The 26,316-nt window shown below is 44.5% G+C and carries 17 protein-coding genes, 3 tRNA genes, 3 rRNA genes and 1 riboswitch; of the genes, 5 read left to right on the top strand and 18 right to left on the bottom strand.

Annotated features, from left to right (window positions below; genetic code table 11):
* The first annotated feature begins 234 nt into the window (after positions 1-234).
* Entirely contained in the window at positions 235-489 is a 255-nt protein-coding gene (locus AC0L6N_RS04680) for a helix-turn-helix domain-containing protein (protein WP_006993853.1), read from the top strand.
* Between the two features lie 54 nt (positions 490-543).
* Here AC0L6N_RS04680 and rimI read toward each other — a convergent pair whose 3' ends face one another.
* From rimI to AC0L6N_RS04635, 9 genes are all read right to left on the bottom strand, one after another.
* On the bottom strand, positions 544-990 hold the full coding sequence (rimI, locus tag AC0L6N_RS04675) for a ribosomal protein S18-alanine N-acetyltransferase (protein ID WP_473479321.1): 447 nt from the start codon (positions 988-990) through the stop codon (positions 544-546).
* Positions 983-1,522 (bottom strand): hypothetical protein, encoded by a 540-nt coding sequence (locus tag AC0L6N_RS04670; RefSeq protein ID WP_473479319.1) that lies wholly within the window; start codon positions 1,520-1,522, stop codon positions 983-985. The genes rimI and AC0L6N_RS04670 overlap by 8 nt, the downstream gene beginning before the upstream one ends.
* A 426-nt stretch (positions 1,523-1,948) precedes the next feature.
* A tRNA-Trp gene (locus AC0L6N_RS04665) sits at positions 1,949-2,025 on the bottom strand.
* 73 nt (positions 2,026-2,098) lie between these two features.
* Positions 2,099-2,938 carry a phosphotransferase gene (locus AC0L6N_RS04660; RefSeq protein ID WP_473479316.1) on the bottom strand — a complete coding sequence of 280 codons (840 nt, stop codon included), beginning with the start codon at positions 2,936-2,938 and terminating at the stop codon, positions 2,099-2,101.
* Positions 2,916-3,545, bottom strand: coding sequence for a nicotinamide riboside transporter PnuC (gene pnuC, locus AC0L6N_RS04655; protein WP_473479314.1), 630 nt, complete (start codon positions 3,543-3,545; stop codon positions 2,916-2,918). Before pnuC ends, AC0L6N_RS04660 begins: the two co-directional genes overlap by 23 nt.
* Positions 3,545-3,802 (bottom strand): hypothetical protein, encoded by a 258-nt coding sequence (locus tag AC0L6N_RS04650; protein WP_011574192.1) that lies wholly within the window; start codon positions 3,800-3,802, stop codon positions 3,545-3,547. The genes pnuC and AC0L6N_RS04650 overlap by 1 nt, the downstream gene beginning before the upstream one ends.
* A 15-nt stretch (positions 3,803-3,817) precedes the next feature.
* Entirely contained in the window at positions 3,818-5,881 is a 2,064-nt protein-coding gene (locus AC0L6N_RS04645; RefSeq protein ID WP_473479311.1) for a TonB-dependent receptor, read from the bottom strand.
* Positions 5,882-5,955: 74 nt separating this feature from the next.
* Positions 5,956-6,060: riboswitch (TPP riboswitch) on the bottom strand.
* A gap of 86 nt (positions 6,061-6,146) precedes the next feature.
* Positions 6,147-7,052, bottom strand: a complete 906-nt coding sequence (locus AC0L6N_RS04640) for a hypothetical protein (RefSeq protein ID WP_473479308.1) — start codon at positions 7,050-7,052, stop codon at positions 6,147-6,149.
* Complete coding sequence (locus AC0L6N_RS04635; RefSeq protein WP_011574189.1) at positions 7,052-7,459, bottom strand: acyl-CoA thioesterase; 408 nt, start codon at positions 7,457-7,459, stop codon at positions 7,052-7,054. Before AC0L6N_RS04635 ends, AC0L6N_RS04640 begins: the two co-directional genes overlap by 1 nt.
* A 67-nt stretch (positions 7,460-7,526) precedes the next feature.
* Between AC0L6N_RS04635 and AC0L6N_RS04630 the strand changes: the two genes are divergently transcribed.
* Positions 7,527-9,683 carry a tRNA(Met) cytidine acetyltransferase TmcA gene (locus AC0L6N_RS04630; protein ID WP_473479304.1) on the top strand — a complete coding sequence of 719 codons (2,157 nt, stop codon included), beginning with the start codon at positions 7,527-7,529 and terminating at the stop codon, positions 9,681-9,683.
* A gap of 577 nt (positions 9,684-10,260) precedes the next feature.
* On the opposite strand, the gene rrf is transcribed toward AC0L6N_RS04630, so the two are convergent.
* The 5 genes from rrf to AC0L6N_RS04605 all read right to left on the bottom strand — a co-directional run bounded on the left by rrf (position 10,261) and on the right by AC0L6N_RS04605 (position 15,860).
* Positions 10,261-10,376, bottom strand: a 5S ribosomal RNA gene (rrf, locus tag AC0L6N_RS04625).
* Positions 10,377-10,640: 264 nt separating this feature from the next.
* Positions 10,641-13,525, bottom strand: a 23S ribosomal RNA gene (locus AC0L6N_RS04620).
* Between the two features lie 298 nt (positions 13,526-13,823).
* A tRNA-Ala gene (locus AC0L6N_RS04615) sits at positions 13,824-13,899 on the bottom strand.
* 112 nt (positions 13,900-14,011) lie between these two features.
* Positions 14,012-14,088: transfer RNA gene (locus AC0L6N_RS04610), tRNA-Ile, on the bottom strand.
* A gap of 239 nt (positions 14,089-14,327) precedes the next feature.
* Positions 14,328-15,860, bottom strand: a 16S ribosomal RNA gene (locus tag AC0L6N_RS04605).
* The 16S, 23S and 5S rRNA genes sit together here with 2 tRNA genes alongside, the layout of an rRNA operon.
* Before the next feature lie 136 nt (positions 15,861-15,996).
* Here AC0L6N_RS04605 and AC0L6N_RS04600 point away from each other — a divergent pair.
* On the top strand, positions 15,997-16,290 hold the full coding sequence (locus tag AC0L6N_RS04600) for a hypothetical protein (RefSeq protein ID WP_473479301.1): 294 nt from the start codon (positions 15,997-15,999) through the stop codon (positions 16,288-16,290).
* 431 nt (positions 16,291-16,721) lie between these two features.
* On the opposite strand, the gene pssA is transcribed toward AC0L6N_RS04600, so the two are convergent.
* The gene (gene pssA, locus AC0L6N_RS04595; RefSeq protein WP_011574187.1) at positions 16,722-17,546 is read right to left on the bottom strand and encodes a CDP-diacylglycerol--serine O-phosphatidyltransferase; all 825 of its coding nucleotides are present in this window, start codon (positions 17,544-17,546) and stop codon (positions 16,722-16,724) included.
* A 378-nt stretch (positions 17,547-17,924) separates the two neighbouring features.
* Between pssA and xdp1 the strand changes: the two genes are divergently transcribed.
* A complete protein-coding gene (gene xdp1, locus AC0L6N_RS04590; RefSeq protein ID WP_011574186.1) occupies positions 17,925-18,689 on the top strand; it encodes an exosortase-dependent surface protein XDP1 in 765 nt (254 codons plus the stop codon).
* A gap of 157 nt (positions 18,690-18,846) precedes the next feature.
* Positions 18,847-21,642 carry an XrtA/PEP-CTERM system TPR-repeat protein PrsT gene (gene prsT, locus AC0L6N_RS04585; protein WP_473479299.1) on the top strand — a complete coding sequence of 932 codons (2,796 nt, stop codon included), beginning with the start codon at positions 18,847-18,849 and terminating at the stop codon, positions 21,640-21,642.
* A gap of 108 nt (positions 21,643-21,750) precedes the next feature.
* Here the strand turns inward: prsT and clpB are convergent, their stop codons facing one another.
* The 3 genes from clpB to rluD form a co-directional block, all read right to left on the bottom strand.
* Entirely contained in the window at positions 21,751-24,327 is a 2,577-nt protein-coding gene (gene clpB / locus AC0L6N_RS04580; protein ID WP_473479297.1) for an ATP-dependent chaperone ClpB, read from the bottom strand.
* 120 nt (positions 24,328-24,447) lie between these two features.
* A complete protein-coding gene (gene pgeF / locus AC0L6N_RS04575) occupies positions 24,448-25,182 on the bottom strand; it encodes a peptidoglycan editing factor PgeF (protein WP_473479295.1) in 735 nt (244 codons plus the stop codon).
* A 6-nt stretch (positions 25,183-25,188) separates the two neighbouring features.
* Positions 25,189-26,172 (bottom strand): 23S rRNA pseudouridine(1911/1915/1917) synthase RluD, encoded by a 984-nt coding sequence (gene rluD, locus AC0L6N_RS04570; RefSeq protein ID WP_473479292.1) that lies wholly within the window; start codon positions 26,170-26,172, stop codon positions 25,189-25,191.
* Between the last annotated feature and the right edge of the window lie 144 nt (positions 26,173-26,316).

Genomic DNA, 26,316 nt, shown 5'->3' with positions numbered 1-26,316 from the left:
GTTTATCAAGTAGATTAAGCCTCACTCTGTGGGGCTTAACTTTCCGCACGCGTGTATAAATCGCTGGTAACGATTCTGCCCATAGCCCCCTCAAATAATGTGAAATTAATTCACCTTGTGGAATCCAATCCACATTTGTTGGCATACACTGCGCCTGACAATAGAAAAACAGAGTTTTTTTATATGCTGTTTTAGCTCTGTTGTAGTTTCAATAAAATTATGAGGAATAAAAGCATGTATATCACAGGTGCAGATCTAAGAAAAATGAGACAAGACGCTGGCTTAACCACGGTTAAAATGGCAAAGCTTGCTAACGTTAAAACACGTAAGACCTATGAAAACTGGGAAAAAGAAATTGGTAGCCCTAGCATGAATCAGTTCATTGCCATGTGCGTAGGTTGTAACTACAACTCATCTAAGTTTGTTAAGCTAGCGATCGAACGTCAAGATCCTACTCAACAGTTAAACATTTCTTCAGCTCGTAGATAATGTTTTCGATGTGAAGCCCGCAAGGGCTTCATCGATTATCAATGTAGTTTAAGTTTAGCCCCCCAGTACTAACTTCATCATCAACGCGTCTTCTCGTCCATCCTGCGTTTCATAATAGTCTTTACGACACTCAATTTTCTCGAAACCATATGCTTGATATAAGCCTATTGCGGCAACATTAGATGCCCTAACTTCTAACCAAACGCAATGCATGTGTTTATTTACGCACAATGCTAAAAAATGTGACATCAACACCTTACTTAGCCCTCGACCGCGAAACGCTTCACCAACAGCTATGTCCATCAAAGTGGCTTCATCAAGCACAAATAATCCAACATACAAGCCTGCATACATGTCCTCTTGCAGTAACGCATAGGCTTGATAATTATCGGTCAAGCAATCAGCAAACACAGGTTCAGACCAAGGGTGAGTGTGCCCCTGGCAATGGATGGCATAGGCACATCGGTAGTTATCTTGATTGAGCTGAATTAAATCAGTCATTATTGTGCTTGAAACCAGATAACGTCGCCCACAGCTGTTTTTTAGTAGAAGATGAGAAACCGTTTCCGTATGCAGGGGTTGTTAGTAATCTCCCCTCTAACATCACGTCATCACCAACCTGCCACGCGAATGGATACCCGTCGTACTGAGTACACTGAGCATCCGCTATCTGCTCGTAATTTTGTTTTGAAATACCAATGCTAGATAAAATATCATTCAAGAATTTTTCAGGCAATTCGGCTAGTCCCACACCTAGAACGAAACTGTTCGGCACTATTTTTTTATCTAATGTCGATGCTGTTGCTGAAGTTGCGGCGGATTGAGTTTTAAGGCGCTTTATCGCATCAGGTACTGGGCTGGTCTTTTTGCTGTCATTAGTTTTTGCAGGGTCGATATCTGAACGAATTGAATCTTGCGAGCTTAGCTGGCTAGCTTTAGGCTCTGAGCCCTGAGGGTACCAGGCAACAATGCCCATCTCGCCAAGAACAGCGTGTTGATACGAAGTCAGTGTATGTGTTGTTTTAGTATTCATGGGCATAGATTATCACGATATCTTAAAAGAAGGCGGGCGCCAGTCGTTAATTAGTAGCAATTTATCAAATCCCATTGTACTTCTCATCTCTCAGCGGGATAAATCCATAAGTCTAGGTCGTTTGAGATGTGGCTAACAATAAGGTGTAGGAAATTTGTCAGACGCTATAGGGCTTCTCACTCTGCAATAGAGCAAATAGGGTATTCTAAATTCGTGGGGGATATGACTGAAGAGTGAATCTGAAAAATTGGCAGGGGTGGAGGGATGTACTCACGTACTTCCCTGTACCTGACCGTAAACGGCGCTGTGCGGTACAAATTGTTCCAGACAATTTGTCAAACCCCATGGGGCTTCTCACCCTCCAATCGGGTAAAAAAGTTATTTTTAATTTATGGGGGATATGATTGAAGAGTGAATCTGAAAAATTGGCAGGGGTGGAGGGATTCGAACCCCCAGCCATCGGTTTTGGAGACCGCTGTTCTACCAATTGGAACTACACCCCTGCTGAGCTGCTGAATTATACGTAACAAGGGTAAAAGGTAAAGTGCTTTTGTAGCTAAAATATCAGGTTTAGGTTCAACCGCTTATTTTATCGGCAGTATGACATTGTGAGGCGGTTATTTTCTTTGCTACAGCGTACCAAAGGCGACCCGTTAGATTAACTAACGGAAGCATTTCAGTGGTCTTTTGTAATACTAACGGCAGTGGTAACTGCGTATTTTGTGCATATCTTGATAGCAAATAAGTTTGAACCTCAAAATTGAGATTATTCACTTCGATGCAAGCCGCTAAGTCAAAGTAACGATTTGATAACGCGCAATATTCCCAATCGAATATCACGTTAGATTGTTCAGTTGTGACATGCTGAAACGACAAATCATTATGGCAAAAAACTAACTCATGGGCCGGTGTAGCAGACCAAATGCTCGCTAACCCCTGCGCTTCCTCGCGCTCTTTCCAATATTGTTGCTGCGGCAATTGTGATAGATAGCCTGCCCACTGTGCAGGTAAATTCAGTCTGTGCCCTTCAATATCTAAGCTATGAATGCGATGCAATGCATCAGCCAACTGATGCGCTTTAATGTCTTCGCTCAAAGTGCTGTTTTCCAAAGTATGACTTTGTACCCAAGCATCTAATTGAAAACCAGCGGCCGTTGACAGATAGACCGGCTCACAGGCCATCCCTTTCTGCCAGACCGCTTTTTGAATATCGAATAGCTGTTGACGATCAAGTTGGTTTACCTGATCAGATTCGAACATTTTCATAAAAAATTGACCAGAAGCAGTGGTTAAACAATAACTTGTATTAACCGCCCCCGCCTTTTGAACTGGCTTTACGTTAAATCCATCTCGGCAGAGCGCTAGACTTGTTAGCTCAGCCAATACAGCTGAGTTAAGCTGATGCCGATGGGGCATAAGGCCTACCTACATGCTGTTGGCGCCAATTGATATAACCATATACCGCAAATAACACATAAAAAATAAAAAGTGCCCCCGTTAGATACATCTCTTTCGTGAAATACAAGTAACAGGCAAAGCTATTGATCACAATCCAATAAAGCCAGTTTTCTAACACTTTGTGCGCGACCATCATAGTGGTGTAAACACTGAACACTGTGATAAAAGCATCTAGGTAAAGGTATTGAGAGTCCAACCACATACTAGCAAAAACGGTCAGACCAAACGCGATACACGTCAATAACATTAATCGCACCAGGTGCTTTTGAATAGACCAGCTTTGAATGGGGATCTCTTCATCTTCACGCTGCTTCCATTGTTGCCAACCATATACCGCCATTAACAAGTAATAGGCGTTCAGTAAAGTATGAAACAGCAACGAAACTTCCCAAAATAACCAAGTATAAATGCCAGTGCTTACCAGTGCACAAGGCCAGCACCAGATATTTTCTCTCGCTGCTAGCCACACATAAGCAACAGCGAGTATTACCGCCGTTGCTTCTAGCCAAGGTAGTGCAACAAACTGCTGAGCAATATTATTGAACAGCTCGATTAAGCCTTGCATTACACATCGCTGCTCATTTTGTCACCATTTAGGAACTTGCATACAAATATTGCCTGCCCGACTTCCTGATGACTGCGCTGCATTTCTTTAGCGAGTACTTGCATGGTTGCCAAATAGTCCCCGCTCACCAAAGTACTGGTAGCACTGGTGACTACCTTCAAGTGGCCGTATTCATTCAAACGGTCGATAAAAGTTTGGATCGGCTCAAGGTACTGTTCGTTTAACGGGTACATTGAAATCTCTGCGACTAATTTCATTATTAGCTCCTCTTGCTAAAAGTTGTATTGAGCACTGATGCCCACTTGACGGCCATCTCCCAGTTGATAATAAGGCTCCGGAGTGGCGTAACCTTCTCGTGGGTCATTGTTGAATCCACCAAAACCACGGACGTAGTAAGTTCGGTCAAACACATTTTTTACCCACACAGAACACGACCAGTCTTGTACATCAAAACGCATCGCGGTATTGACCAACACATAAGATGGTGACTTTTCGTCGTGACCGTCAGAAAAGCGGTATTCGTCCTTACCATCTGCGTCTATCGACCAACTGACTTGCTCAGACAACTGCACATTGGCGCCAATATTGAAGGTGTAGTTTGGAGCTTGGGCTTGGTCTTGCTTATCAACAACCGAGCCATCGGCTAGGGTATAATCTTCAAAAGTGGCATCAAGCCAACCGAAATTAGCGTGCAAATATACACTGTCGTTTACTTGCCAGCCTGACTCTAATTCGTAACCCCAGTTAGTGCCTGTATCAGCATTACCTATGATGTCAATGAATGTGGCGCTACCGTCTGCACGAGTTTGTACATCATAATCACTGACTTGGGTGTCTTCACGGTCCATGTAGAAAACTGCCATGCGAATAAAGGCGTCGTAATTAATAAAGTTGCCCTTTACCCCAATTTCGTAGTTCCAATTGTACTCAGGTTGATAAATACGCTTGTCCGAGCTGACCCGCTCATCTGGATTAAAGCCAGCGGCTTTGTAGCCCCTTGATACGCTGGCATAAACAGAGGCGCTATCGATACTATAATCAAGCACGGCTTTACCGCCGATCAACGTTTTATCATTGCTTTGGGTGAAACCGCTTATATCGCTGTAGTCTATTTCAAAACGATCGGCGCGAAGGCCCAAGCGTAAACTAAGGGTGTCAGACAGTTCGGTATCGACTTGCGAATATACGGCGAGGTTGTCTTGTTGATAACGACTTGTAAAGTCACCGTCTGCATAGGTGTATTGGCGCAGTAAACTCTCATCCATGGATTTCGAATACAGGCCAAATAACCATTGAGTTGAGCCATTGAATAAAGTTGAGTTGTCGTTTGATAAAAAGCGTATGTCAACGTTATCTGTATCGCGCTCTCTGAAATAGCTGTCTACGGAAGAATACTCGTCAGGATGAAAGCCGACGTATGTCCAATCTTCATCATAGCTGTAGCCCATATCTGAATTTGATTGACTCAAAATAACAAAAACATCCGTAAGCTCGGTGTTTATTTCCGTTTTTAGGCCTAGGGCATGAGTTTTTTGGCGGTCGAAACCAGGTTCATCAGCACGTGATTCTCGAGTATTTTCCAGAGAAAACGCGTCATAACCGTTATCTATATCGAAATATTGATAATTAAGGTCGAAGGTCAACCAATCTGCAGGCAGATATTTCAGTTTTACTCTTGAGGTAAATTCATCTAGGTTATCGGTGTCGTCACGATTTAAAAAAGTATTCTGTACAAAACCATCACTCTTAAACTGTTGAACCGCCACACGATAGAATAGATTATCCGTTATGGCATTGCCGTAAGCGCCGCCTACACTCCATGTATTTTGCTCGGCAAGTGAAAATGATAATTTACCGCTTTGATCCGGTCCGGCATCAACGGTTTTAACCTTAATAACCCCAGCCATGGCACTCGCCCCAAACTCGGTCGCTTGTGGGCCACGCAAAATTTCAACTTGTTCCACATCAAACAATGTGCCCACACCTGCAATACCAGAGAAGTCAAAATCATCCACTAGAAATCCAACAGATGGGTTACTTGGCTCTGAAAATTGGCTGCGCTCACCGATACCGCGAATTTGAATGAATCGCCCGCGAGATGCACCACTGGCAAAGTTGATATTGGCGCCAACATTTAAAATGTCTTCAAGGTGTTGCGCTTGGCGAGCTTCAATTTGTGAATCGCTTAATATGGTTGCGCTTGCAGGGATGAACATTAACGCTTGCTGGCGAAAATCTGAGCTAACAGTAATACGTTCAATGTCTTTGGACTCATCAGCGTGGCTGGCGAAACTTGATGCTATGGATAGAGCAAGTAAGGTAGAACAAAACTTCATTGGGATCTCTTCAGTAAAGGTTGAAAAGATCCGGCTTTGCGGCAGATAAATGGGAGATGTTTACATTTTTGAAATGCGAACGAAATAACCATTCCTACGCCGGTATTATCCGGATCAGGTGTAAGGGTCATATCTCTTAAGAGACAAATCTCAGCCTTTCGGCACCCCTTGGTAGTTAACAAAATGAATCTCGACAGTGTTAACGGCGACAGTGTAGCAATACTGTCATCCAGCGCAAGCGCTGATTATTCGCATAAACATGACGTTAGGTCGCTTTATGACTCGCTAGTTTTAACTTAACTAATTTACTACTGCTAAAAATTGAAGATTCTTGAGTAAACCAAATTTGCCCAGATGGATGAGCGCACACACCTTCTACCTGCCCGTACCCTGGTAACGGTATGGTTTCAATTAATGTGAAATTTTTATCTAGTAGCACTATAAATGGATCACCAAAGCCTACGCGTTTCGAAGGATAACCAACCAAGACATACCGCTCGTTCATTTTGTCGTAATCCGCACCGGTGATCACACCTGGAATGCCTTTTACTGAGATGTGAGCGCTGAGTTTTTGTTTACTTTCATTTTTATCTACCAGATACACGTTGAGAACATCGGTACGCCAGCTTTTTGAAAATAAGACTAAGTCATCACCCACAGCGACTAACGCCTCTGCATCAAAGTCATGATTAAGCGACTCGTTTGCTTTGTGATTATTCCCTTCGTAAGACACACTAAGTTTTTTGGTTTTCGCTTTATCCATTTCATTTCGGGGTAACTTGTATATAAATACATTTTTCCGTGTCCCTCGATTGTTGCCTATATCACCCACATAGAAAAATTCGTCATCTGCAGTCAGGGCTTCCCAATCTTTATTTTTGACATTGTCTGGGCTGCGTAGAGACAAAATATCGCCGTCATCACTTAGTTGAAAAATAATAGGCGCATTGCCTGAATCATTAATACTGTAAATTTGATCTTTACCGGCACAATACAATGCCGAGCTTTCTTCTAATTCACTCGGTAAAGAATGACTTTCAATAATTGAATAATCTGATTGCCCCGCTACGGCACAACTATTTATCGAGATAAAACTTATAGCAAACGCAAGCCAAATTTTTCCGGTAAATCGCGGAAGCTCGGCAACACGATAGAAAGAACCTAGATCCATTAAGTCAGTCCCTTCATTTCTAACCTTGCTCGTTCTTGCAGCTCATCAAACGTTTTACCGTGGGCGACGGGCAAGCGCGTTTCACGATCAACACGAACAAATACAATGTCGTCTGCTAAGCAGATCGTTTTCTTTGTTTCTTTATTTCTCACCAAGCAAGTAACCGTAATTGAAGTACGGCCCACCTTTTTGGTTTCTAGACCAAACTCCACTACGTCACCTTGTAACGCTGGTGATTCAAAGCTGATTTCACCAATGTGTTTGGTGACTAATTGATTCGTTTCTAGCTGACAAATTGCGTATATCGCAGACTCTTCATCTATCCACTCCAGTGCCCTGCCCCCGAACAATGAGTTGGCATAATTAAGATCATTGGGCATCACTAATCGTCTTGATAAAAAGCGCATTCGTATTCCTTGGTAACATTGCTTAAACTGGCGATAATTTCGAGTTTATTGTACAGATAATATCAGCGTGGATTTACACTTTAAAATAGAAGATTGGGTTAAACAGCGGAAAAGCCATGTTTTTCACCGCCAATTGGTGATTGTGAGCGGTGCTAAAGAGTGGGCTGAAAAGCAGGCTGAAAACTTACTTATTAATGTCGAGTCTCTTGCGAGTAAGCATCTGTGGGTAGGTGATGCCCCTAGTACTTATCAAGAGGTTAATAGCGTAGATTATCGTCAACACTTAGGCAGAGAATATAACACTCTTATCTATAACTGTTACTCGGGGTTAAGTGCAAATGCACTTATGGCCTATAGCGGCACTATCAAAGCGAATGGGTTAATGATTTTAATTTGCCCTGAGCTGAAAAGCTGGTCTCAATATACCGCTCCCCTTTCCAAAAAACGTTACTCATACGGCTATGCTAAATACTTGGAGCCAAGTCGGTTTATCAACCGTTTGATATCGATAATTGAAAAAGATCAGGACACGGTTGTTATTACCCCATCTTCGTTTCGTGGACACAATGCCGTCATTGCGCCAGAGCACCTTAATCGACAACTAGACAGCGCGACTTTAGAGCAAGATAAGGTTGTTAGTAGCATTATCAAAGCTGCGTCTGGACACAGAAATCGTCCCTTGGTGGTCACTGCAGATAGAGGTCGAGGCAAGTCCTCGGCGCTTGGGCGGGCCGCACGAGCTTTAATGTTAGAGCAGGAAAAAAGGATCCTTATTACCGCCCCGACTAAGCACAATGTCGAACAGGTATTTGCATTTGCCACCGCGCCAGAACGAAGCACCTCGAATAAGAATGGGAGTTTAGAATTTGTAGCACCTGACGCATTGGTGTCGGGGTGTTACCACGCAGACCTACTATTTGTTGATGAAGCTGCTGCAATCCCCCCCTCTATTTTAAAAACACTTTTAGATACATATCCTAGGGTTGTTTTAAGCTCAACTGTCCATGGATATGAGGGCGCAGGTAGAGGATTTGAATTACGTTTCAAGCCATACTTAGAAACTGCGCACAAAGGTTGGAAAAGCCTAACTCTTAGCACGCCGATACGTTGGTATGTAAATGACTGTTTAGAGCATTTTTGGTTTACTGTTTTTATTATGCAAGACTCCAATTCAAGTTCACACGCCCAGCCACAAAGCAAAGTTACTGGGCAGAATAAGATACCTGAAAACCGGGAAACCTCCCCCATGAGGTTAAACGAATTTAAGTGCCAAGAAGTATCTAAGAAGCGACTGGTTGACTCCCCAGATCTATTGTCAAAAATATTCTCTTTGCTTATCAGCGCGCATTATCAAACGAGTCCTGATGACTTATTCAGATTACTCGACGCCCCTGAACAACGAGTGTATGTTTGTACACTCAACGAGGATGTCATCGGCGTTGCGTTAATTTGTTTAGAGGGAGGAAGCGCCCTAGCAGATATATCACAAGAAATACTGCTAGGTCATAGAAGAGTAAATGGTCATTTAGTCTCCCAAAACTTGGCCTTACATACCGCAGATGACAAATTCGTAACGTATGAGCAATGGCGGATTGTACGAATAGCGGTTAGTCAAGACTATAGACGCACAAGCATCGCAAGCACATTGTTAAAGTTCGTCGAATCATCCGCGATTGAACATGACATACCGTTAATCACAAGTTCATTTGGAGCAACCACAAATTTACTAAAATTCTGGGGGCATAATGACTACGTTCCTTTAAAGCTTGGCTTTAAGCGAGACGCTTCAAGCGGCGAAGTTAGTCTGATTGTGGGTAAATCCTTAAGTCCGACTACTTCTAGCCTATTAAATAAACTATCACTGCAATTTGGTGAAGAACTTATTTACCACGCTTCCCGTTATCACAGAAGCATGGATACATCTTTGCTCGCGAACCTGTTAACGTACTGCCAGCCAGAAGAGAGCTGTACGCGCACTCGGTATCGGGTTGAGCAATTTATTGCATCTACCTCTCCTTACATGCCTTTCTCTCAGTTATTAGCAAAATACGTTTTGAACAAACTAACTAAAGTAAATAGCGCTAATACCCTTACCAAGGAAACTGAAATCCTTGTAGCTGCCTTAATACAATTTAAATCGACCCAAGATTTAATCATAGAATTTAATTTAAACGGCAAAAAAGAACTGAATACATATATAAGAATCGCGATAGCCAGTATTTAGCATCCCTACACCTAGCATAGAGCTCAAACCTGACACTTTGTCGCGGGGAATGCTTCATCATGGACGTGTCTATACCGTATTTGATACCCCCTGAAAGTTTGTTGCTGAGTCGCTTTGGCGCGAAGGCATTGGCGCAACGCGGTTGTCGCATCGGATGCCGCGCATGGGGGTGAAAGCGGGGCTTTTAGGAGCGTAGTTCCTACCGCTTGAACGGGCAGCATGGATGCTGCACTGGAGGTAGCCCCATGGATGGGTGGCAACGAGTAGCTTGATATGTGCTTAACTATTGCATGGGATGCCCCGCATGACATTCGAGGGATTTGGTTTCTTTGTGTGGGGTAGCATTGCGCGACAGCGCTTAAGGGAAAGGGCTATCCGTTTGTGTTTGCATTTCCCTTGCAATAATATTTCTTACACATGCAAAAAAGGGCTACCTCGGTCGCCGCGCGATTGAGGATAGTCATTTCTTTATTGGGAGTCTGGCAGTGTCTTCCGCCAATATCGATTGTCTTTAGTATTTTCTGTGTCGCAGAAACGAAAAAAGCCACCCGATTAGGTGGCTTCATTCTAAATGGGAGTCTGGCAGTGTGCTACTCTCGCATGGGGAAACCCCATACTACCATCGCCGCTAATGCGTTTCACTTCTGAGTTCGAGATGGGATCAGGTGGGGCCGCATCGCTATGGCCGCCAGACATAAACTGTTATCTATCAAGCCGTAGCTCAATAAATCAATATGTAAAAGCTGATGCCGTTCCTGTTAAGGTCTGGCTGTAATCATCGCTAAATCTCTTTAGTCTTACTCTTGATTTTAATACTTGTCATACATGCAACACTCAAACATTTTATTTAGCTCTAACTTTAGCGAGTAGGTAATTGGTCAGGAAGGTTTCCTTCCGTTTAAGCCATTTAACACGACTCGTTCGCTAGAACGATATAAAAAGTCATTTGGGCGTTGTATGGTTAAGCCTCACGGGCAATTAGTACAGGTTAGCTTAACGCCTTGCAACGCTTCCACATCCTGCCTATCAACGTCGTAGTCTTCAACAACCCTTTAGGACAGTTAAACTGCCAGGGATGACTCATCTTGGGGCTCGCTTCCCGCTTAGATGCTTTCAGCGGTTATCGATTCCGAACGTAGCTACCGGGCAATGCTTTTGGCAAAACAACCCGAACACCAGCGGTTCGTCCACTCCGGTCCTCTCGTACTAGGAGCAGCTCCCCTCAATCATCCAACGCCCACACCAGATAGGGACCGAACTGTCTCACGACGTTCTAAACCCAGCTCGCGTACCACTTTAAATGGCGAACAGCCATACCCTTGGGACCGACTTCAGCCCCAGGATGTGATGAGCCGACATCGAGGTGCCAAACACCGCCGTCGATATGAACTCTTGGGCGGTATCAGCCTGTTATCCCCGGAGTACCTTTTATCCGTTGAGCGATGGCCCTTCCATACAGAACCACCGGATCACTATGACCTACTTTCGTACCTGCTCGACGTGTCTGTCTCGCAGTTAAGCTGGCTTATGCCATTGCACTAACCTCCTGATGTCCGACCAGGATTAGCCAACCTTCGTGCTCCTCCGTTACTCTTTGGGAGGAGACCGCCCCAGTCAAACTACCCACCAGGCACTGTCCGCATTCCCGATAAGGGAACAACGTTAGAACATCAAACGTACAAGGGTGGTATTTCAAGGTTGACTCCACGCAAACTGGCGTTCACGCTTCAAAGTCTCCCACCTATCCTACACATGTAGGGTCAATGTTCAGTGCCAAGCTATAGTAAAGGTTCACGGGGTCTTTCCGTCTAGGTGCGGGTACACAGCATCTTCACTGCGATTTCAATTTCACTGAGTCTCGGGTGGAGACAGCGTGGCCATGGTTACACCATTCGTGCAGGTCGGAACTTACCCGACAAGGAATTTCGCTACCTTAGGACCGTTATAGTTACGGCCGCCGTTTACCGGGGCTTCGATCAAGAGCTTCGCTTGCGCTAACCCCATCAATTAACCTTCCGGCACCGGGCAGGTGTCACACCGTATACGTCATCTTTCGATTTAGCACAGTGCTGTGTTTTTAATAAACAGTCCCAGCCACCTTTTCACTGCGGCCCCCATTCGCTCAAAGAGCAAGTCTCATCACAAACAGGGGCGTACCTTCTCCCGAAGTTACGGTACGATTTTGCCGAGTTCCTTCACCCGAGTTCTCTCAAGCGCCTTAGTATTCTCTACCTGACCACCTGTGTCGGTTTGGGGTACGGTTCGATATATCATAAGTTTAGAGGCTTTTCCTGGAAGCAGGGTATTTGCAACTTCAATTCCGTAGAATCTCGTCTCGTGTCTCAGGCATGTAGAATCCCGGATTTACCTAAGATTCAACCCTACACACTTTCACATAGACAACCAACGCTATGCTTGCATAACCTTCTCCGTCCCCCCATCACTGATATACCAAGTACGGAAATATTAATCCGTTTCCCATCGACTACGCATTTCTGCCTCGCCTTAGGGGCCGACTTACCCTGCCCTGATTAGCATGGGACAGGAAACCTTGGTCTTCCGGCGTGCGGGTTTTTCACCCGCATTATCGTTACTCATGTCAGCATTCGCACTTGTGATATGTCCAGCAAACCTCTCAGTTCACCTTCAGCCACTTACACAACGCTCCCCTACCACGCAAAGTAAACTTTGCGTCCGCAGCTTCGGTATATTGCTTAGCCCCGTTACATCTTCCGCGCAGGCCGACTCGACTAGTGAGCTATTACGCTTTCTTTAAAGGGTGGCTGCTTCTAAGCCAACCTCCTAGCTGTCTTAGCCTTCCCACATCGTTTCCCACTTAGCAATAATTTTGGGACCTTAGCTGGCGGTCTGGGTTGTTTCCCTCTTCACGACGGACGTTAGCACCCGCCGTGTGTCTCCCGGATAGTACTCACTGGTATTCGGAGTTTGCAAAGGGTTGGTAAGTCGGGATGACCCCCTAGCCTTAACAGTGCTCTACCCCCAGTGGTATTCGTCCGAGGCGCTACCTAAATAGCTTTCGGGGAGAACCAGCTATCTCCCGGTTTGATTGGCCTTTCACCCCCAGCCACAAGTCATCCGCTAACTTTTCAACGTTAGTCGGTTCGGTCCTCCAGTTGATGTTACTCAACCTTCAACCTGCCCATGGCTAGATCACCGGGTTTCGGGTCTATACCTTGCAACTAAAACGCGCAGTTAACACTCGCTTTCGCTACGGCTCCCCTATTCGGTTAACCTTGCTACAAAATATAAGTCGCTGACCCATTATACAAAAGGTACGCAGTCACAGAACAAGTCTGCTCCCACTGCTTGTACGTATACGGTTTCAGGTTCTATTTCACTCCCCTCACAGGGGTTCTTTTCGCCTTTCCCTCACGGTACTAGTTCACTATCGGTCAGTTAGGAGTATTTAGCCTTGGAGGATGGTCCCCCCATGTTCAGTCAAGATAACACGTGTCCCGACCTACTCGATTTCACTTAAAATTCGCGTTCGTGTACAGGGCTATCACCTTGTATCGCTGTGCTTTCCAACACCTTCCACTCGCTTATCATTAGCTTAAGGGCTAATCCCCGTTCGCTCGCCGCTACTAGGGGAATCTCGGTTGATTTCTTTTCCTAAGGGTACTTAGATGTTTCAGTTCCCCTCGTTTGCCTCATACAGCTATGTATTCACTGTATGATACCGCCGAAGCGGTGGGTTTCCCCATTCGGACATTTGTGGATCAAAGCATTTTGTCGGCTCCCCACAACTTTTCGCAGACTTACACGTCCTTCATCGCCTCTAACTGCCTAGGCATCCACCGTATACGCTTAGTCACTTAACCATACAACCCCAAATAACCTTCAATATTTGACGTATAGACATTACTCATAACCGAAGTTATCAGTGTATCTACTGTGTATGCGTGACAAGTATTCATTTTCAAATCAGATAGAGTAAGCTCTTAAAGAGTTCTCTTAGTTTTGATTACTTTTATCAGCTTTCCATATTGTTAAAGAACATTGTGATACCGAAGTACGCACAATTAAGGTTTAAAAAACCTTAATCAATAAACATTTAATGTAATGCGTATTGATTAAGGCTACTTAATCTTTTTGAGCAAAAATCACTTTCTTAGAAAGTGGTGGAGCTAAGCAGGATCGAACTGCTGACCTCCTGCGTGCAAGGCAGGCGCTCTCCCAGCTGAGCTATAGCCCCTCAAAATCATTGAGGATTTTATTTTTTGGCCAGTTCGTATTTAGGCTAGGCGGATACCGAGGACGTTTAGCCTGCTAAACGACGAGGTGTCCAACACCGCATAAATGCGAAATGGTAGGCTTGGGCAGACTTGAACTGCCGACCTCACCCTTATCAGGGGTGCGCTCTAACCAGCTGAGCTACAAGCCTCTTGCTCGGTCTTTGTCATTGATACTGCCTTGCTGCAGAATTTGCTTGGTCATTAACAGACGTTAACTCCCGGCGACAAATTCTTCGCGGCGTTGTCTCAATAACAAATCCACTTCGCAATCTTCTTTCGAACATTGCGACAAGTTGCTTGAATATCCCAAGCACTTCTTTTTTGCTCTTCTTTACTAACAACAAAACAATCTGTGTGAACACTCAGCCTGATGAGGCCGACCTAATAGTAAGGAGGTGATCCAACCCCAGGTTCCCCTAGGGTTACCTTGTTACGACTTCACCCCAGTCATGAATCACAAAGTGGTAACCGTCCTCCCGAAGGTTAAACTAGCTACTTCTTTTGCAACCCACTCCCATGGTGTGACGGGCGGTGTGTACAAGGCCCGGGAACGTATTCACCGCAACATTCTGATTTGCGATTACTAGCGATTCCGACTTCATGGAGTCGAGTTGCAGACTCCAATCCGGACTACGACGAGCTTTAAGGGATCCGCTTACTCTCGCAAGTTTGCTTCCCTCTGTACTCGCCATTGTAGCACGTGTGTAGCCCTACTCGTAAGGGCCATGATGACTTGACGTCGTCCCCACCTTCCTCCGGTTTGTCACCGGCAGTCTCCTTAGAGTGCCCAACTTAAGGCTGGCAACTAAGGACAGGGGTTGCGCTCGTTGCGGGACTTAACCCAACATCTCACGACACGAGCTGACGACAGCCATGCAGCACCTGTATCTAGATTCCCGAAGGCACCAATTCATCTCTGAAAAGTTTCTAGTATGTCAAGAGTAGGTAAGGTTCTTCGCGTTGCATCGAATTAAACCACATGCTCCACCGCTTGTGCGGGCCCCCGTCAATTCATTTGAGTTTTAACCTTGCGGCCGTACTCCCCAGGCGGTCTACTTATCGCGTTAGCTTCGCTACTCACGGATTAAATCCACAAACAGCTAGTAGACAGCGTTTACGGTGTGGACTACCAGGGTATCTAATCCTGTTCGCTACCCACACTTTCGCACATGAGCGTCAGTTACTGACCAGGGAGTCGCCTTCGCCACTGATGTTCCTCCAGATATCTACGCATTTCACCGCTACACCTGGAATTCCACTCCCCTCTCCAAAACTCTAGCCTGCCAGTTCTAAATGCAATTCCCAGGTTGAGCCCAGGGCTTTCACATCTAGCTTAACAAACCGCCTGCGTGCGCTTTACGCCCAGTAATTCCGATTAACGCTCGGACCCTCCGTATTACCGCGGCTGCTGGCACGGAGTTAGCCGGTCCTTCTTCTGTTGCTAACGTCACAGCTAACGGGTATTAACCGTTAACCTTTCCTCACAACTGAAAGTGCTTTACAACCCGAAGGCCTTCTTCACACACGCGGCATGGCTGCATCAGGGTTTCCCCCATTGTGCAATATTCCCCACTGCTGCCTCCCGTAGGAGTCTGGACCGTGTCTCAGTTCCAGTGTGGCTGATCTTCCTCTCAGAACAGCTAGAGATCGTCGCCTTGGTGAGCCTTTACCTCACCAACAAGCTAATCTCGCTTAGGCTACTCTTTGCGCGGGAGCCGAAGCCCCCTTTGGTCCGAAGACGTTATGCGGTATTAGCTATCGTTTCCAATAGTTATCCCCCACACAAAGGCATATTCCTAAGTATTACTCACCCGTCCGCCACTCGTCATCTTCTAGCAAGCTAGAAATGTTACCGTTCGACTTGCATGTGTTAGGCCTGCCGCCAGCGTTCAATCTGAGCCATGATCAAACTCTTCAATTAAATATTTATCGAACATGAATTTTTTTGGTAGACACTCATCAAGTGAGTGCCCACACAGATTGTCTTGTTATTAATTGTTAAAGAACAGTGCTACCGAAGTAGCGTGCTTCCTTGGAAGCGGCTTAAGATGCTGTCCGTGGACCCTCTTAAGCGGGAGGCGTATAATACGCTCTCAAGTTTCGATGTCAAGGCGTTATTTTTATTTAATTTTAAATCAATTTTTGACGTGAATCACAAACTGAAAAACCAAACTAAACCGCCTTACATCACGCTGATTAAAGTCTTTATAAAAGGCTTAAATCACCTGGTGAAAACCAGTGTCGGTGCAGCTGTTTTAGCGGCTGTCCCGAAGCGAGAGGCGCATTATAGAGATCCCTTTTTTGATCGCAAGTGTTTATTTCAAAAAAATGTTCAACTGCTCAACTTATAACCATTAAGCACACAGAAGGTACAAATTGGTCGATTTTTCAACGTTTTGCCTTTTGTCTTAGAATCCCTAACTTGCAATCCACCCTATAACGCCAGATTTTTAGTATCAGATTTAGACAATTAACTGCCCTGTATTATCCAAAAAGCTGTGTATATAAAAACGCAAAACATGAATGAGTTTACTAGCGGGTTATGTCTTGTTGAAAATCAGGAAGAAAATGAAACGTAAATTAAGGAAAGTATGTGTGCGATCTGGAAAAGCTAACGACTAATCACTAGCCTACATACTACACGAGATAATTATTATATTGAGAGTTAAAGAACACAGCGGTGGATTTTGAAGCAGACGACAGGGCTTAGTTCTCTAATTAGCCCTGCCATCTTTATATAAGATTATGACTTTGATTTTATGAACGTCATAGCCACAAAGCGCTACTGCTTGTTCGTTGGTTCCTCAACGTCATCATCTGTGGTGCTCTCAGATTGCTCATCACCTTGGGTAAAATCGGCATCGTTTTCATCTGCATCCCCTACTACATGTTCCAACTTGACCTTATCTACACTCCTAAAGGTGTTGATAGGCCCGGCGAGTGCGTATAAGGCAAAAACCACGAATAGAACTAAAGCAGGCTCAGTCGCTACCACTACAAAAATCAGCATCACTAGAAGTAAAGCAACAAATGGCACTTTACCGTGCCAGTTTACTTCTTTGAATGAATTGTATTTAAAATTACTCACCATCAATAGGCCTGCCAAGCTAGTGACCAAGGCAACTAGAACGCCGTAGTCGTCACCATTGACGTCATACTCTCCGCCTACCCACACGAGACCTGCCACCAATGCAGCCGCCGCGGGGCTGGCTAAACCTTGGAAATAGCGTTTATCGGCAATACCAATTTGAGTATTAAAACGCGCTAAACGCAAAGCTGCTCCAGCTACGTATATAAAGGCAGCTAACCAACCTATTTTACCTAAACCGCTTAATCCCCAGTTGTAGGCAACCAGCGCTGGCGCCATACCGAATGACACCATATCTGCCATAGAGTCATACTCAGCACCAAATTCACTTTGGGTATTGGTCATACGAGCAACACGGCCATCAAGGCCGTCAAAAATCATTGCGATGAATATCGCTACAGCCGCAGCTTCGAAGTGTCCATTCATTGACGCAACAACAGCATAGAAGCCAGAAAATAAACCGGCAGTGGTTAATAAATTAGGTAAAAGGTAAATACCTTTACGCTTAGATTCGGGCATAACAGCTCCTTAGATAAAATAACGGCGCCAAGATAACATAAACGTTTGATGGTAGTTATTGGGCAATTCAAAAAAACTGCAAGATCAATCCATTACTAAATTTTTTTTCAAACTATGTTGGCGTATTTTTAAGCATACCTATTATACGTATTTCCTATATTCGCTCCCACAAATAAATGTATAATTAGCGTAATGTGTATTGATTGAGTCACTGGTCAGCTCAGCTGTCGAACTTCTTTACAATAAAACTAAAGTGCGATTCTAAAATCAAACAACCAATTGAAATAGAAGAATTTTTATAAGTGGCTTAATTTATGCTTAGAGTGAAAATATATAATTGATAACACTCAGCATCTTTTACGGACTGGAAGGTTAAATATGAAAAAACAACTTATTTTGCGCAGTGCAGCGATTGCGGCATCGTTAATGACTATGTCATTTGCCAGCTTTGCTACCGATACCACCGAATGGAATTTTAGATCCTACGGTGGTAACGATTATGGGACTGGCAACAGCACTAGTTCATACGGCAATACTTTGAATTTTAGTTCATCAAGCAACAGTTTGTCGGTAACAGCTTGGGCAGATACTAATGAAATCAGTGGTCCGGATACTGTAGAGAACGCTACCGCTGCAAATAATGGTTATGGTTTGCTCAATTACAACCGTAACAGCGACGGACACACTGTTGATAATAGTGGTGATACAGACATGCTGTTATTTTCTTTTGATGATTTAGTGTCTATCACAGGTATTAACATTGGTTATTACTCTAACGATTCGGATATATCCATTGCTGCATTTGACGACTTACCTACACTTCAAGGGCAGAGTTGGGAAAGCGTTGCAAGCACAGCATCATTTAGTGCAAGCTTTGCCAATATAGGTAATGGTTGGAGTTCTTTAGATACTGAATCAACAGAAGCACAATACTGGATCGTTGGTGCCTATAACAGCTCCTTCGGTGGCGCAAGTGGCGCAGGCGCAGGATGGAGCGATAATCTTAAGATCGCAGGTTTATCTACCGTTGCCGGCATTGGCCCAGATCCTAAGCCACCTACAGATGTTGCAGAGCCAAGCTCATTAGCAGTGTTAGCTTCGTTTGGTTTATTCGCTGTATGGCGTCGTCGTAAAACTGCATAAACACGTTTAACGTTTTGAAAACCTCACCTTGTGAGGTTTTTTTTTGCCTTGAAATATACATTAGTATATTTGTGTCCATCAAATACCTAGGGTATTCAGGTAAAATATACCGTAGTATTTTAGCCATGCATTCTATGGAAAAGAGTCAATCCAATATATGAAACTTCGTTCACTTCCCATTTCGCTTCGTGCCATTGCTTTTTGCGCAGTATTACCTTCATTGGCGTTCGCCGATACATCTGAAAACTATGAAAAAGCGCTCTCTGCGTTTAATCAAGAAGCATTCTCTGATTCTTATATTCATCTTAAAAATGCCCTGCAAGAATCCCCGTCTCATTTACCGTCGAAACTGCTAATGGGTCGTGTTTTATTAGTAGACGGTTATATCAATGACGCTATCACAGAATTTGAAGAGGTTATGGATGCAGGCGCAGATTTAAACTTAGTGCTAGTGCCATTGGCAAATGCTTACCTGATTAGTCGAAGATTTGACGCACTTATCGATTTGCCGACACCTCGCAGTTTATCTTCATCCGTAAAGCTCGATGTTCAGCTATTAAAAGCGGCGGCGCATATTCAGAAAAAGGAGTTAGATAAAGCAAAATCTATTTATCAGAATGCCCAACTTCAGCTCGGTGAAAACAGCAATGTATTAAACGGATTAGCGCAGATAGCACTTTTGAATAAAGAATATGCTCAAGCTAACCAATATCTAGATGAAGCCCTGTCAATTGACCATAACAATGCCAAAAGTCTAATGATGCGTGGCTTAGTGTTGCAAAGCCGGGGCAAAAGTGACGAAGCTCGAACCCAATTTGAGCTTGCCTATCAGTTTGATGACTTCGACCCAACCATTAAACGCGCTCTTGCCAATAGTTACGTAGAAGCGAATATGCTCAGAAAAGCACAGGAGATGATTGCCCTTATTGAAGAACAAACCTCTGGTGACTTGCAAACGCAACTATTAAAAGCCCGCGTATTAGCGATGCAAGAAAAAAGCTCAGAGGCTGATGCACTACTCGCTCAACTTAATCAAATGTTGAGCTTGGCCACCGAAGAAAATAAAGAACAAACAAGCTGGCTCAGCTTAGTTGCTGGCATAACCGCTTATATTAATAAAAATTACGAAGTCACTGTACGAGAGCTAAGCCGCTATATTAAAAGTGGCTCAGCTCCTCCTGAATTATTAGGTATGTTGGCCGAAGCGCATATTCGCCAAGCTGACGCCAAAAAGGCCATGGAATTGCTCGAACTTAACGAGCGTATCGTGCTCAGTAGTGTTCCTGTATCGTCGTTGTTATGCGACCTGTATTTAGCAAGTAACAAAGTATTTAAGTGCGACAGCCTAGTTGAAGAATTGAAACAGGTGCATGACAGTAATCATACGATTATTTTATTAGAGGCAAAGCTGCTGGTACGTAGAGGCAAAATTGATGACGCCCTCGCTCTTTTGAGTAACAGTCTTCTTGATGCTAATGCACAAGACGTTTTGCTTTTTAAAGCGACACTTGAAGCTAACAATCAACGTTACCAAGATGCATTACTGTCTGCTAATAAATTGATTGAATTAGCGCCCGAAAATGTAGATTACAAAAATCTACATGCAGATCTGCACATCCGCTTGGGTCACTTTGCCCAAGCCACTGCTTCTTTGAACGAAGTGCTTGCGACAGATCCTAACAACATTGCGGCTCTAATGAATTTGTCCCGAGTTCAGTTTGCACAACAAGCGCTATCAGAGTCTCGTCAAACAATTGAAAAAGTCATTACTATTCAACCGACGAATATATCAGCACTTGTTTTGCGCGCTCAAATATTAGTCAAGCAGGGAAATCTTGATGATGCAATAGAGGCACTACTCACGGCGAAAGCCTCAGCCCCTAATAAAGTGGCTCCCCATGAACTTCTTGCCAATATTTATCGTGTGCAACAGAAGTACGCTATTGCATTAGATGAAATTAATGCTCTGCTGAAAATAGACCGGTTAAATTCAGCTTACATATTCGAAAAAGCGAATTTGCTGATAGCATTAGATGAACCGCAAAAAGCCAAGAACCAATTGGATATCTTATCTGCACAATGGTCAGATGATGCCTCTCAACTCGTTGAATTAAGTCGTGTTCAATTACAAGCAAACGACATAAGCGGTGCAAAATCGAGCTTAGAAAGAGCATCTGTTATTGCCCCGCAATATGCGTTAGCGAAACTTGAGTACGGTCAATTACTTATCAATCAAGGGAATTTAGCCGACGCAAAATACGTTATTGATAATATGCAAAAAAACTTTATTGATAACCCGAATGTACATGTATTACAGGGGAATTACTTTAAAGCCCTGAACGATGATGACCAAGCTTATAACGCTTATTTTGAGGCCGTAACTCTTAACCCTAACTTTACCCTGCCGCTTATCGAGTTATATCAAATAGCCAGTCACGGTAAACATCAACAAGACTTTAGGGAGTATTTGGAGCAGCACTTATTAACGAATGAAGATGCACACTTTCAAAGGCACCTTCTTGCGGATTTGCTGTACATTGAGAAAAGTATGCAAAGCGCAGAAGCCCATTACCTTAAACTTATCGCGGTTGAAGACTTGCCCAACAAAGCGCGTATATATAATAACCTCGCTTTAATCAAAGTCAGTTCTCAACCAGAACTAGGCTTAGAGTATGCTCAAAACGCAGTCGAACTAGCGCCGAACTCTGCCGCTATCTTAGACACCAAAGGTTGGTTATTGGTTAATAACGCGCGCTATCAAGAAGCACTAACGACACTGCGAACGGCGTTTACCATGCGTTCGAATGATCCCTCTATCCGATATCACTTAGCTGCCGCGTTAAAAGGGCTGGGTAAAACTGATCAGGCGAAAAATGAATTGAAACAAGCATTAGCAAGTAATAAAACCTTTCCTGAAAAACAAGATGCCCAAGCGTTGCTTCAAACGCTATAACCGCTCAGCGTCTTTTTAACCAATTAATTTTTAAAGCAAAAAAACGGCTACCTAGGTAGCCGTTTTAGTTTGTGCACGAAAATAATTGATTGCTCTACAGCATTATAGCTAGTCGATGATTAACCCGTTTTCATCAGCATCAATACTTACCACACCTTCTGACACCAATTTTCCTGACAGAATTCTTTGCGCTAATGGGTTTTCAATTTCCATTTGGATCGCGCGTTTAAGTGGGCGGGCTCCATACACTGGGTCAAACCCTGCTTCCGCTATTTTCTTAAGGGCAGCGTCGGTTAACTCCAACCCAATCCCCTTCTCTTCTAAACGGTTGCGCAAAAACTGTAATTGCTTACTCGCAATTGATGTAATTTGCGCCAAGCCGAGGGGGTGGAACACAACCGTTTCATCAACACGGTTCAGAAACTCAGGCCTGAAGTGCGTGCTCAGCACGTTCAATACAGATTGCTTCATTTTCTCGTAATCATTTTCACTGTGCTGCTCTTGAATAATGTCTGAGCCCAAGTTAGAGGTCATGATGATAACGGTATTTTTGAAATCAACCGTACGCCCTTGCCCGTCGGTCAAACGGCCGTCATCTAGCACTTGGAGCAAAATGTTAAACACATCAGGGTGGGCCTTCTCGATTTCATCTAGCAAAATGACCGAGTAAGGTTTACGTCTGACTGCTTCGGTTAAGTACCCCCCTTCTTCATAGCCAACATAGCCTGGAGGTGCACCCACTAACCTGGAAACGGAGTGCTTTTCCATAAACTCTGACATGTCGATACGCACCATGGCGTCTTCTGTGTCAAACAAGAAATTAGCCAAGGTTTTGCAAAGCTCTGTTTTACCTACACCAGTTGGCCCTAAAAACAAAAACGAACCAATCGGTTTATTCGGGTCCGCAAGGCCAGCTCTAGAGCGACGTATCGCATTAGACACCGCATTCACGGCTTCACTTTGCCCCACTACACGCTCATGCAAGGCCGCTTCCATACTCATAAGTTTGTCTTTCTCACCTTCAAGCATTTTCGATACAGGAATGCCTGTCCAACGTGAAAGCACATCAGCAATTTCACTTTCTGTTACTCGATTTTTAAGAAGTTGGTGCTCCAGTGGTTGCGATTCAGATTCTGTGGCTAGCTCTAACTTACTTTCAAGTTCAGGGATCCGGCCATATTGCAGTTCAGACATACGGCTCAGATCGGATGCACGGCGAGCAATCTCCAAATCTAGTTTCGCTTGGTCTAACTCGGCACGAATATTTTGTGTCCCTTGCATGGCTTGCTTTTCTGATTTCCAAATTTTCTCCAATTCAGAAAACTTAATTTCCGCTTGTTCTCGCTCGATCTCGATCAGCTCTAAGCGTTTGTGACTCGCTTCATCCTTTTCTTTGGCCAGCGCTTGCTCTTCCAATTTTAACTGAATGATACGTCGCTCTAACCTGTCCATGTCTTCAGGTTTAGAATCCATTTGCATACGAATGCTTGACGCTGCTTCATCGATAAGATCAATCGCTTTATCTGGTAATTGGCGATCACTTATATAGCGGTGCGATAACGACGCCGCTGCCACAATAGCAGGGTCTGTTATCTCTACCGAATGGTGTAATTCATAACGCTCTTTTAACCCGCGTAATATCGCAACGGTGTCTTCAACACTCGGCTCATCTACCAATACTTTTTGGAAGCGACGCTCTAATGCTGCATCTTTCTCGATAAACTGCCTGTACTCATCTAATGTGGTAGCGCCGACACAATGTAGCTCGCCGCGAGCCAGCGCAGGTTTTAGCATGTTACCGGCATCCATTGCGCCTTCACCTTTACCTGCACCGACCATGGTATGCAATTCATCGATAAACAGAATAACGCGGCCTTCTTCTTTAGCCAGCTCGTTTAGAACGGCTTTCAAGCGTTCTTCGAATTCACCGCGAAACTTAGCACCCGCAATTAATGCGCCCATATCAAGAGATAACACTCGCTTGTTTTTGAGCCCCTCAGGCACTTCAGAATTAATGATACGCTGGGCAAGCCCCTCAGCGATGGCAGTTTTACCCACACCAGGCTGTCCAATCAGTACGGGGTTGTTTTTGGTACGACGCTGCAGAACTTGGATAGTACGGCGAATTTCATCGTCTCGACCAATCACAGGGTCTAGTTTGCCCTGCTCTGCGCGCTCAGTCAGATCAGTCGTAAATTTCTCGAGTGCTTGGCGCACATCTTCAGCATTCGGATCATTGACGGTTTGCCCGCCACGCATTGCTTCGATTGCTTTGTCGATAGACTCTTCAGTGGCGCCAACTTGGCGTAAGATCTCGCCGAGCTTGCCTTTATCTTGTACTGCAGCCAAAACGAAAATTTCAGAGGTAATGTATTTATCTTTACGTTTTTGGGCGATTTTGTCGCTCAAATTTAACAGCACTACCGTTTCTTTCGCTAACTGAACGTCACCGCCTACGCCTTCAACACGCGGTAGGTGATCTACAGCCTCTGCTAACGCCGAGCGTAAGGTATTCACATTCAATTTGGCATGATCGAAAAGCGAACGCACTGAGCCGCCTTGTTGGTTTAACAAAGCCGTCATCAAGTGCACGGGTTCAATATATTGATGGTCACGCCCAAGCGCTATTGATTGAGCATCGGAAATGGCAAGTTGAAACTTGCTGGTAAAACTATCTAAACGCATATGCCACTCACTTTAATGGATTATTAATTAACCTATTAATGGTGCGTTGCCGTCAATATTCAAGCTGGAAATGTGACATTCGTCACTGAATATTGCGCTAGATCAATTTTTCCAAGGTCGTCAGGGCTGCAAACAAATGCCCGACACCATACGCCCTGTTTGAGAAAGGCCTTGATGGGTGGCACGTCGGTGAGAGAAGAATTGCTCTTCAAGTTCATAAGTACACTTATTGGCGGTAAATACGCCGCTCACGCCCAGCCGCCACAGTTTTTCTATGGCGATTTGCTGTAGATCAGCGTAATACTTGCCAGCAACATTGCCTTGAGTAAAGCAATGCCCATATTGCTGAAAACGACTTAACACTGCTTCATTAACTTCAAAGTTCTTCTGACTAATATGCGGACCAATCCAAGCTATCAACTCTGAAGCAGAGCTGTTCATGTTATGGCAACAGTTTTCAATCACCCCGTCAGCCAACCCTTTCCAGCCAGCATGGACGGCCGCAACTTCACTGCCTTTTTTGTTGCATAACAAAATGGGCAAACAGTCTGCCGTCATGACTGCGCAGACAACACCGGCATCTAGCGTCGTACTGGCATCAACGCTTTGATTTTGTTCGCTGCTGGCGTCAACTGAAACGCATGCATTGCCATGAACCTGATTCAACCATTTTATATGTTGATGCTTTGGCAGTAACGCGCGATTCCCCTCCACAGTGGATAGATCGTCTCCTACATGTGCTCCCACATTGAGTGAGTCGTATGGAGCTTCGCTCAAGCCACCTGTACGCGTCGTTGAGAAAGCCCGCACATTATGTGGTGCGGGCCACTGAGGGACAATCAGATCTAGTGCCATGATGTGTTAAACAAGATCATCCGGATTTTGTGCCGTGTCTTCTTTTAACACGTCCAACAAGTTAACAAAATCGTCGGGCAACGGCGCTTGAAAAGACATCCACTCTCTTGTGATTGGATGTTCAAGCTCTAACTGGATGGCGTGTAAAGCTTGGCGCTTAAAGCCACGAATCGTTTCTATCATCAATTCGCTTGCCGCTTTTGGTAATCGAGGACGACCACCGTAAGCTTGGTCGCCCACCAAAGGGTGACGTAAATGTGCCATATGCACGCGTATTTGATGGGTACGACCCGATTCGAGTTTTAAGCGTAAATGCGTATGCGCCCGGTACTTATGTTTAACCCGATAATGGGTTAACGCTGGCTTACCAGATTGCACTACTGCCATGCTGGTGCGCTTAGTCGGATGACGACCGATAGGCTCATCAACACTGCCACCAGCAATCAAGTTACCGTATACGACAGCTTCATACTCGCGGCTGATTTCACGCGCTTGCAGCTTTTCAACTAAATGTGTTTGTGCTGGTATCGTTTTGGCTACCACCATCAAACCCGTGGTGTCTTTATCTAACCGATGGACGATACCAGCACGGGGCACACTGGCAATCTCAGGCACGTGGCTTAGCAATGCATTTAAAATAGTGCCACTCGCGTTGCCCGCCCCCGGATGAACAACCAAATTGGTCGGTTTGTTTATGACTAAAATATGCTCATCTTCGTAAACAATGTTTAGCTCAATTTCTTGTGCGCTGTGACGCTCTTGTATCTCGATACTGGCATCAATTTCAATTAACTCTTCACCAAGCAATTTTTCTCTTGGCTTGTTCACTATCTGACCATCAACGGCAACTTGATCCGCCAAAATCCAATCTTTTATACGAGATCGCGAATAATCAGGGAACATTTCAGCCAAAGCTTGATCCAAACGTTTACCTAATAACGTTTGCGGCACCACGGCCTGTAGTTGTATTTTTTCATAGCTGGTAGACATGCAAAGGAGACCCTAGTAGTGTTTCGGACGATTTATATGTGCATAGCCCAATACGCTGGGTTAGAATATGCAGTTGTTATCGGTTCGGTAAAACCCTATTCTAACGGATTTTTGCCAGCAATGAATCGGCGAACGCTTATCGCA

The sequence above is a fragment of the Paraglaciecola sp. G1-13 genome (assembly GCF_055809255.1).
The sequence above is the reverse complement of the archived record's forward strand: the minus strand, read 5'-3'. Positions and strand labels throughout refer to the sequence as shown.

Excerpts from the sequence above, each read along its gene's own strand:
- AC0L6N_RS04645 (WP_473479311.1), bottom strand. The coding sequence starts at position 5,881 with ATGAAGTTTTGTTCTACCTTACTTGCTCTATCCATAGCATCAAGTTTC.
- AC0L6N_RS04680 (WP_006993853.1), top strand. The coding sequence starts at position 235 with ATGTATATCACAGGTGCAGATCTAAGAAAAATGAGACAAGACGCTGGC.
- AC0L6N_RS04660 (WP_473479316.1), bottom strand. The coding sequence starts at position 2,938 with ATGCCCCATCGGCATCAGCTTAACTCAGCTGTATTGGCTGAGCTAACA.
- pgeF (WP_473479295.1), bottom strand. The coding sequence starts at position 25,182 with ATGGCACTAGATCTGATTGTCCCTCAGTGGCCCGCACCACATAATGTG.
- clpB (WP_473479297.1), bottom strand. The coding sequence starts at position 24,327 with ATGCGTTTAGATAGTTTTACCAGCAAGTTTCAACTTGCCATTTCCGAT.
- pnuC (WP_473479314.1), bottom strand. The coding sequence starts at position 3,545 with ATGCAAGGCTTAATCGAGCTGTTCAATAATATTGCTCAGCAGTTTGTT.
- pssA (WP_011574187.1), bottom strand. The coding sequence starts at position 17,546 with ATGCCCGAATCTAAGCGTAAAGGTATTTACCTTTTACCTAATTTATTA.
- AC0L6N_RS04635 (WP_011574189.1), bottom strand. The coding sequence starts at position 7,459 with ATGCGCTTTTTATCAAGACGATTAGTGATGCCCAATGATCTTAATTAT.
- rimI (WP_473479321.1), bottom strand. The coding sequence starts at position 990 with ATGACTGATTTAATTCAGCTCAATCAAGATAACTACCGATGTGCCTAT.
- rluD (WP_473479292.1), bottom strand. The coding sequence starts at position 26,172 with ATGTCTACCAGCTATGAAAAAATACAACTACAGGCCGTGGTGCCGCAA.
- prsT (WP_473479299.1), top strand. The coding sequence starts at position 18,847 with ATGAAACTTCGTTCACTTCCCATTTCGCTTCGTGCCATTGCTTTTTGC.
- AC0L6N_RS04670 (WP_473479319.1), bottom strand. The coding sequence starts at position 1,522 with ATGAATACTAAAACAACACATACACTGACTTCGTATCAACACGCTGTT.
- AC0L6N_RS04640 (WP_473479308.1), bottom strand. The coding sequence starts at position 7,052 with ATGGATCTAGGTTCTTTCTATCGTGTTGCCGAGCTTCCGCGATTTACC.
- AC0L6N_RS04650 (WP_011574192.1), bottom strand. The coding sequence starts at position 3,802 with ATGAAATTAGTCGCAGAGATTTCAATGTACCCGTTAAACGAACAGTAC.
- xdp1 (WP_011574186.1), top strand. The coding sequence starts at position 17,925 with ATGAAAAAACAACTTATTTTGCGCAGTGCAGCGATTGCGGCATCGTTA.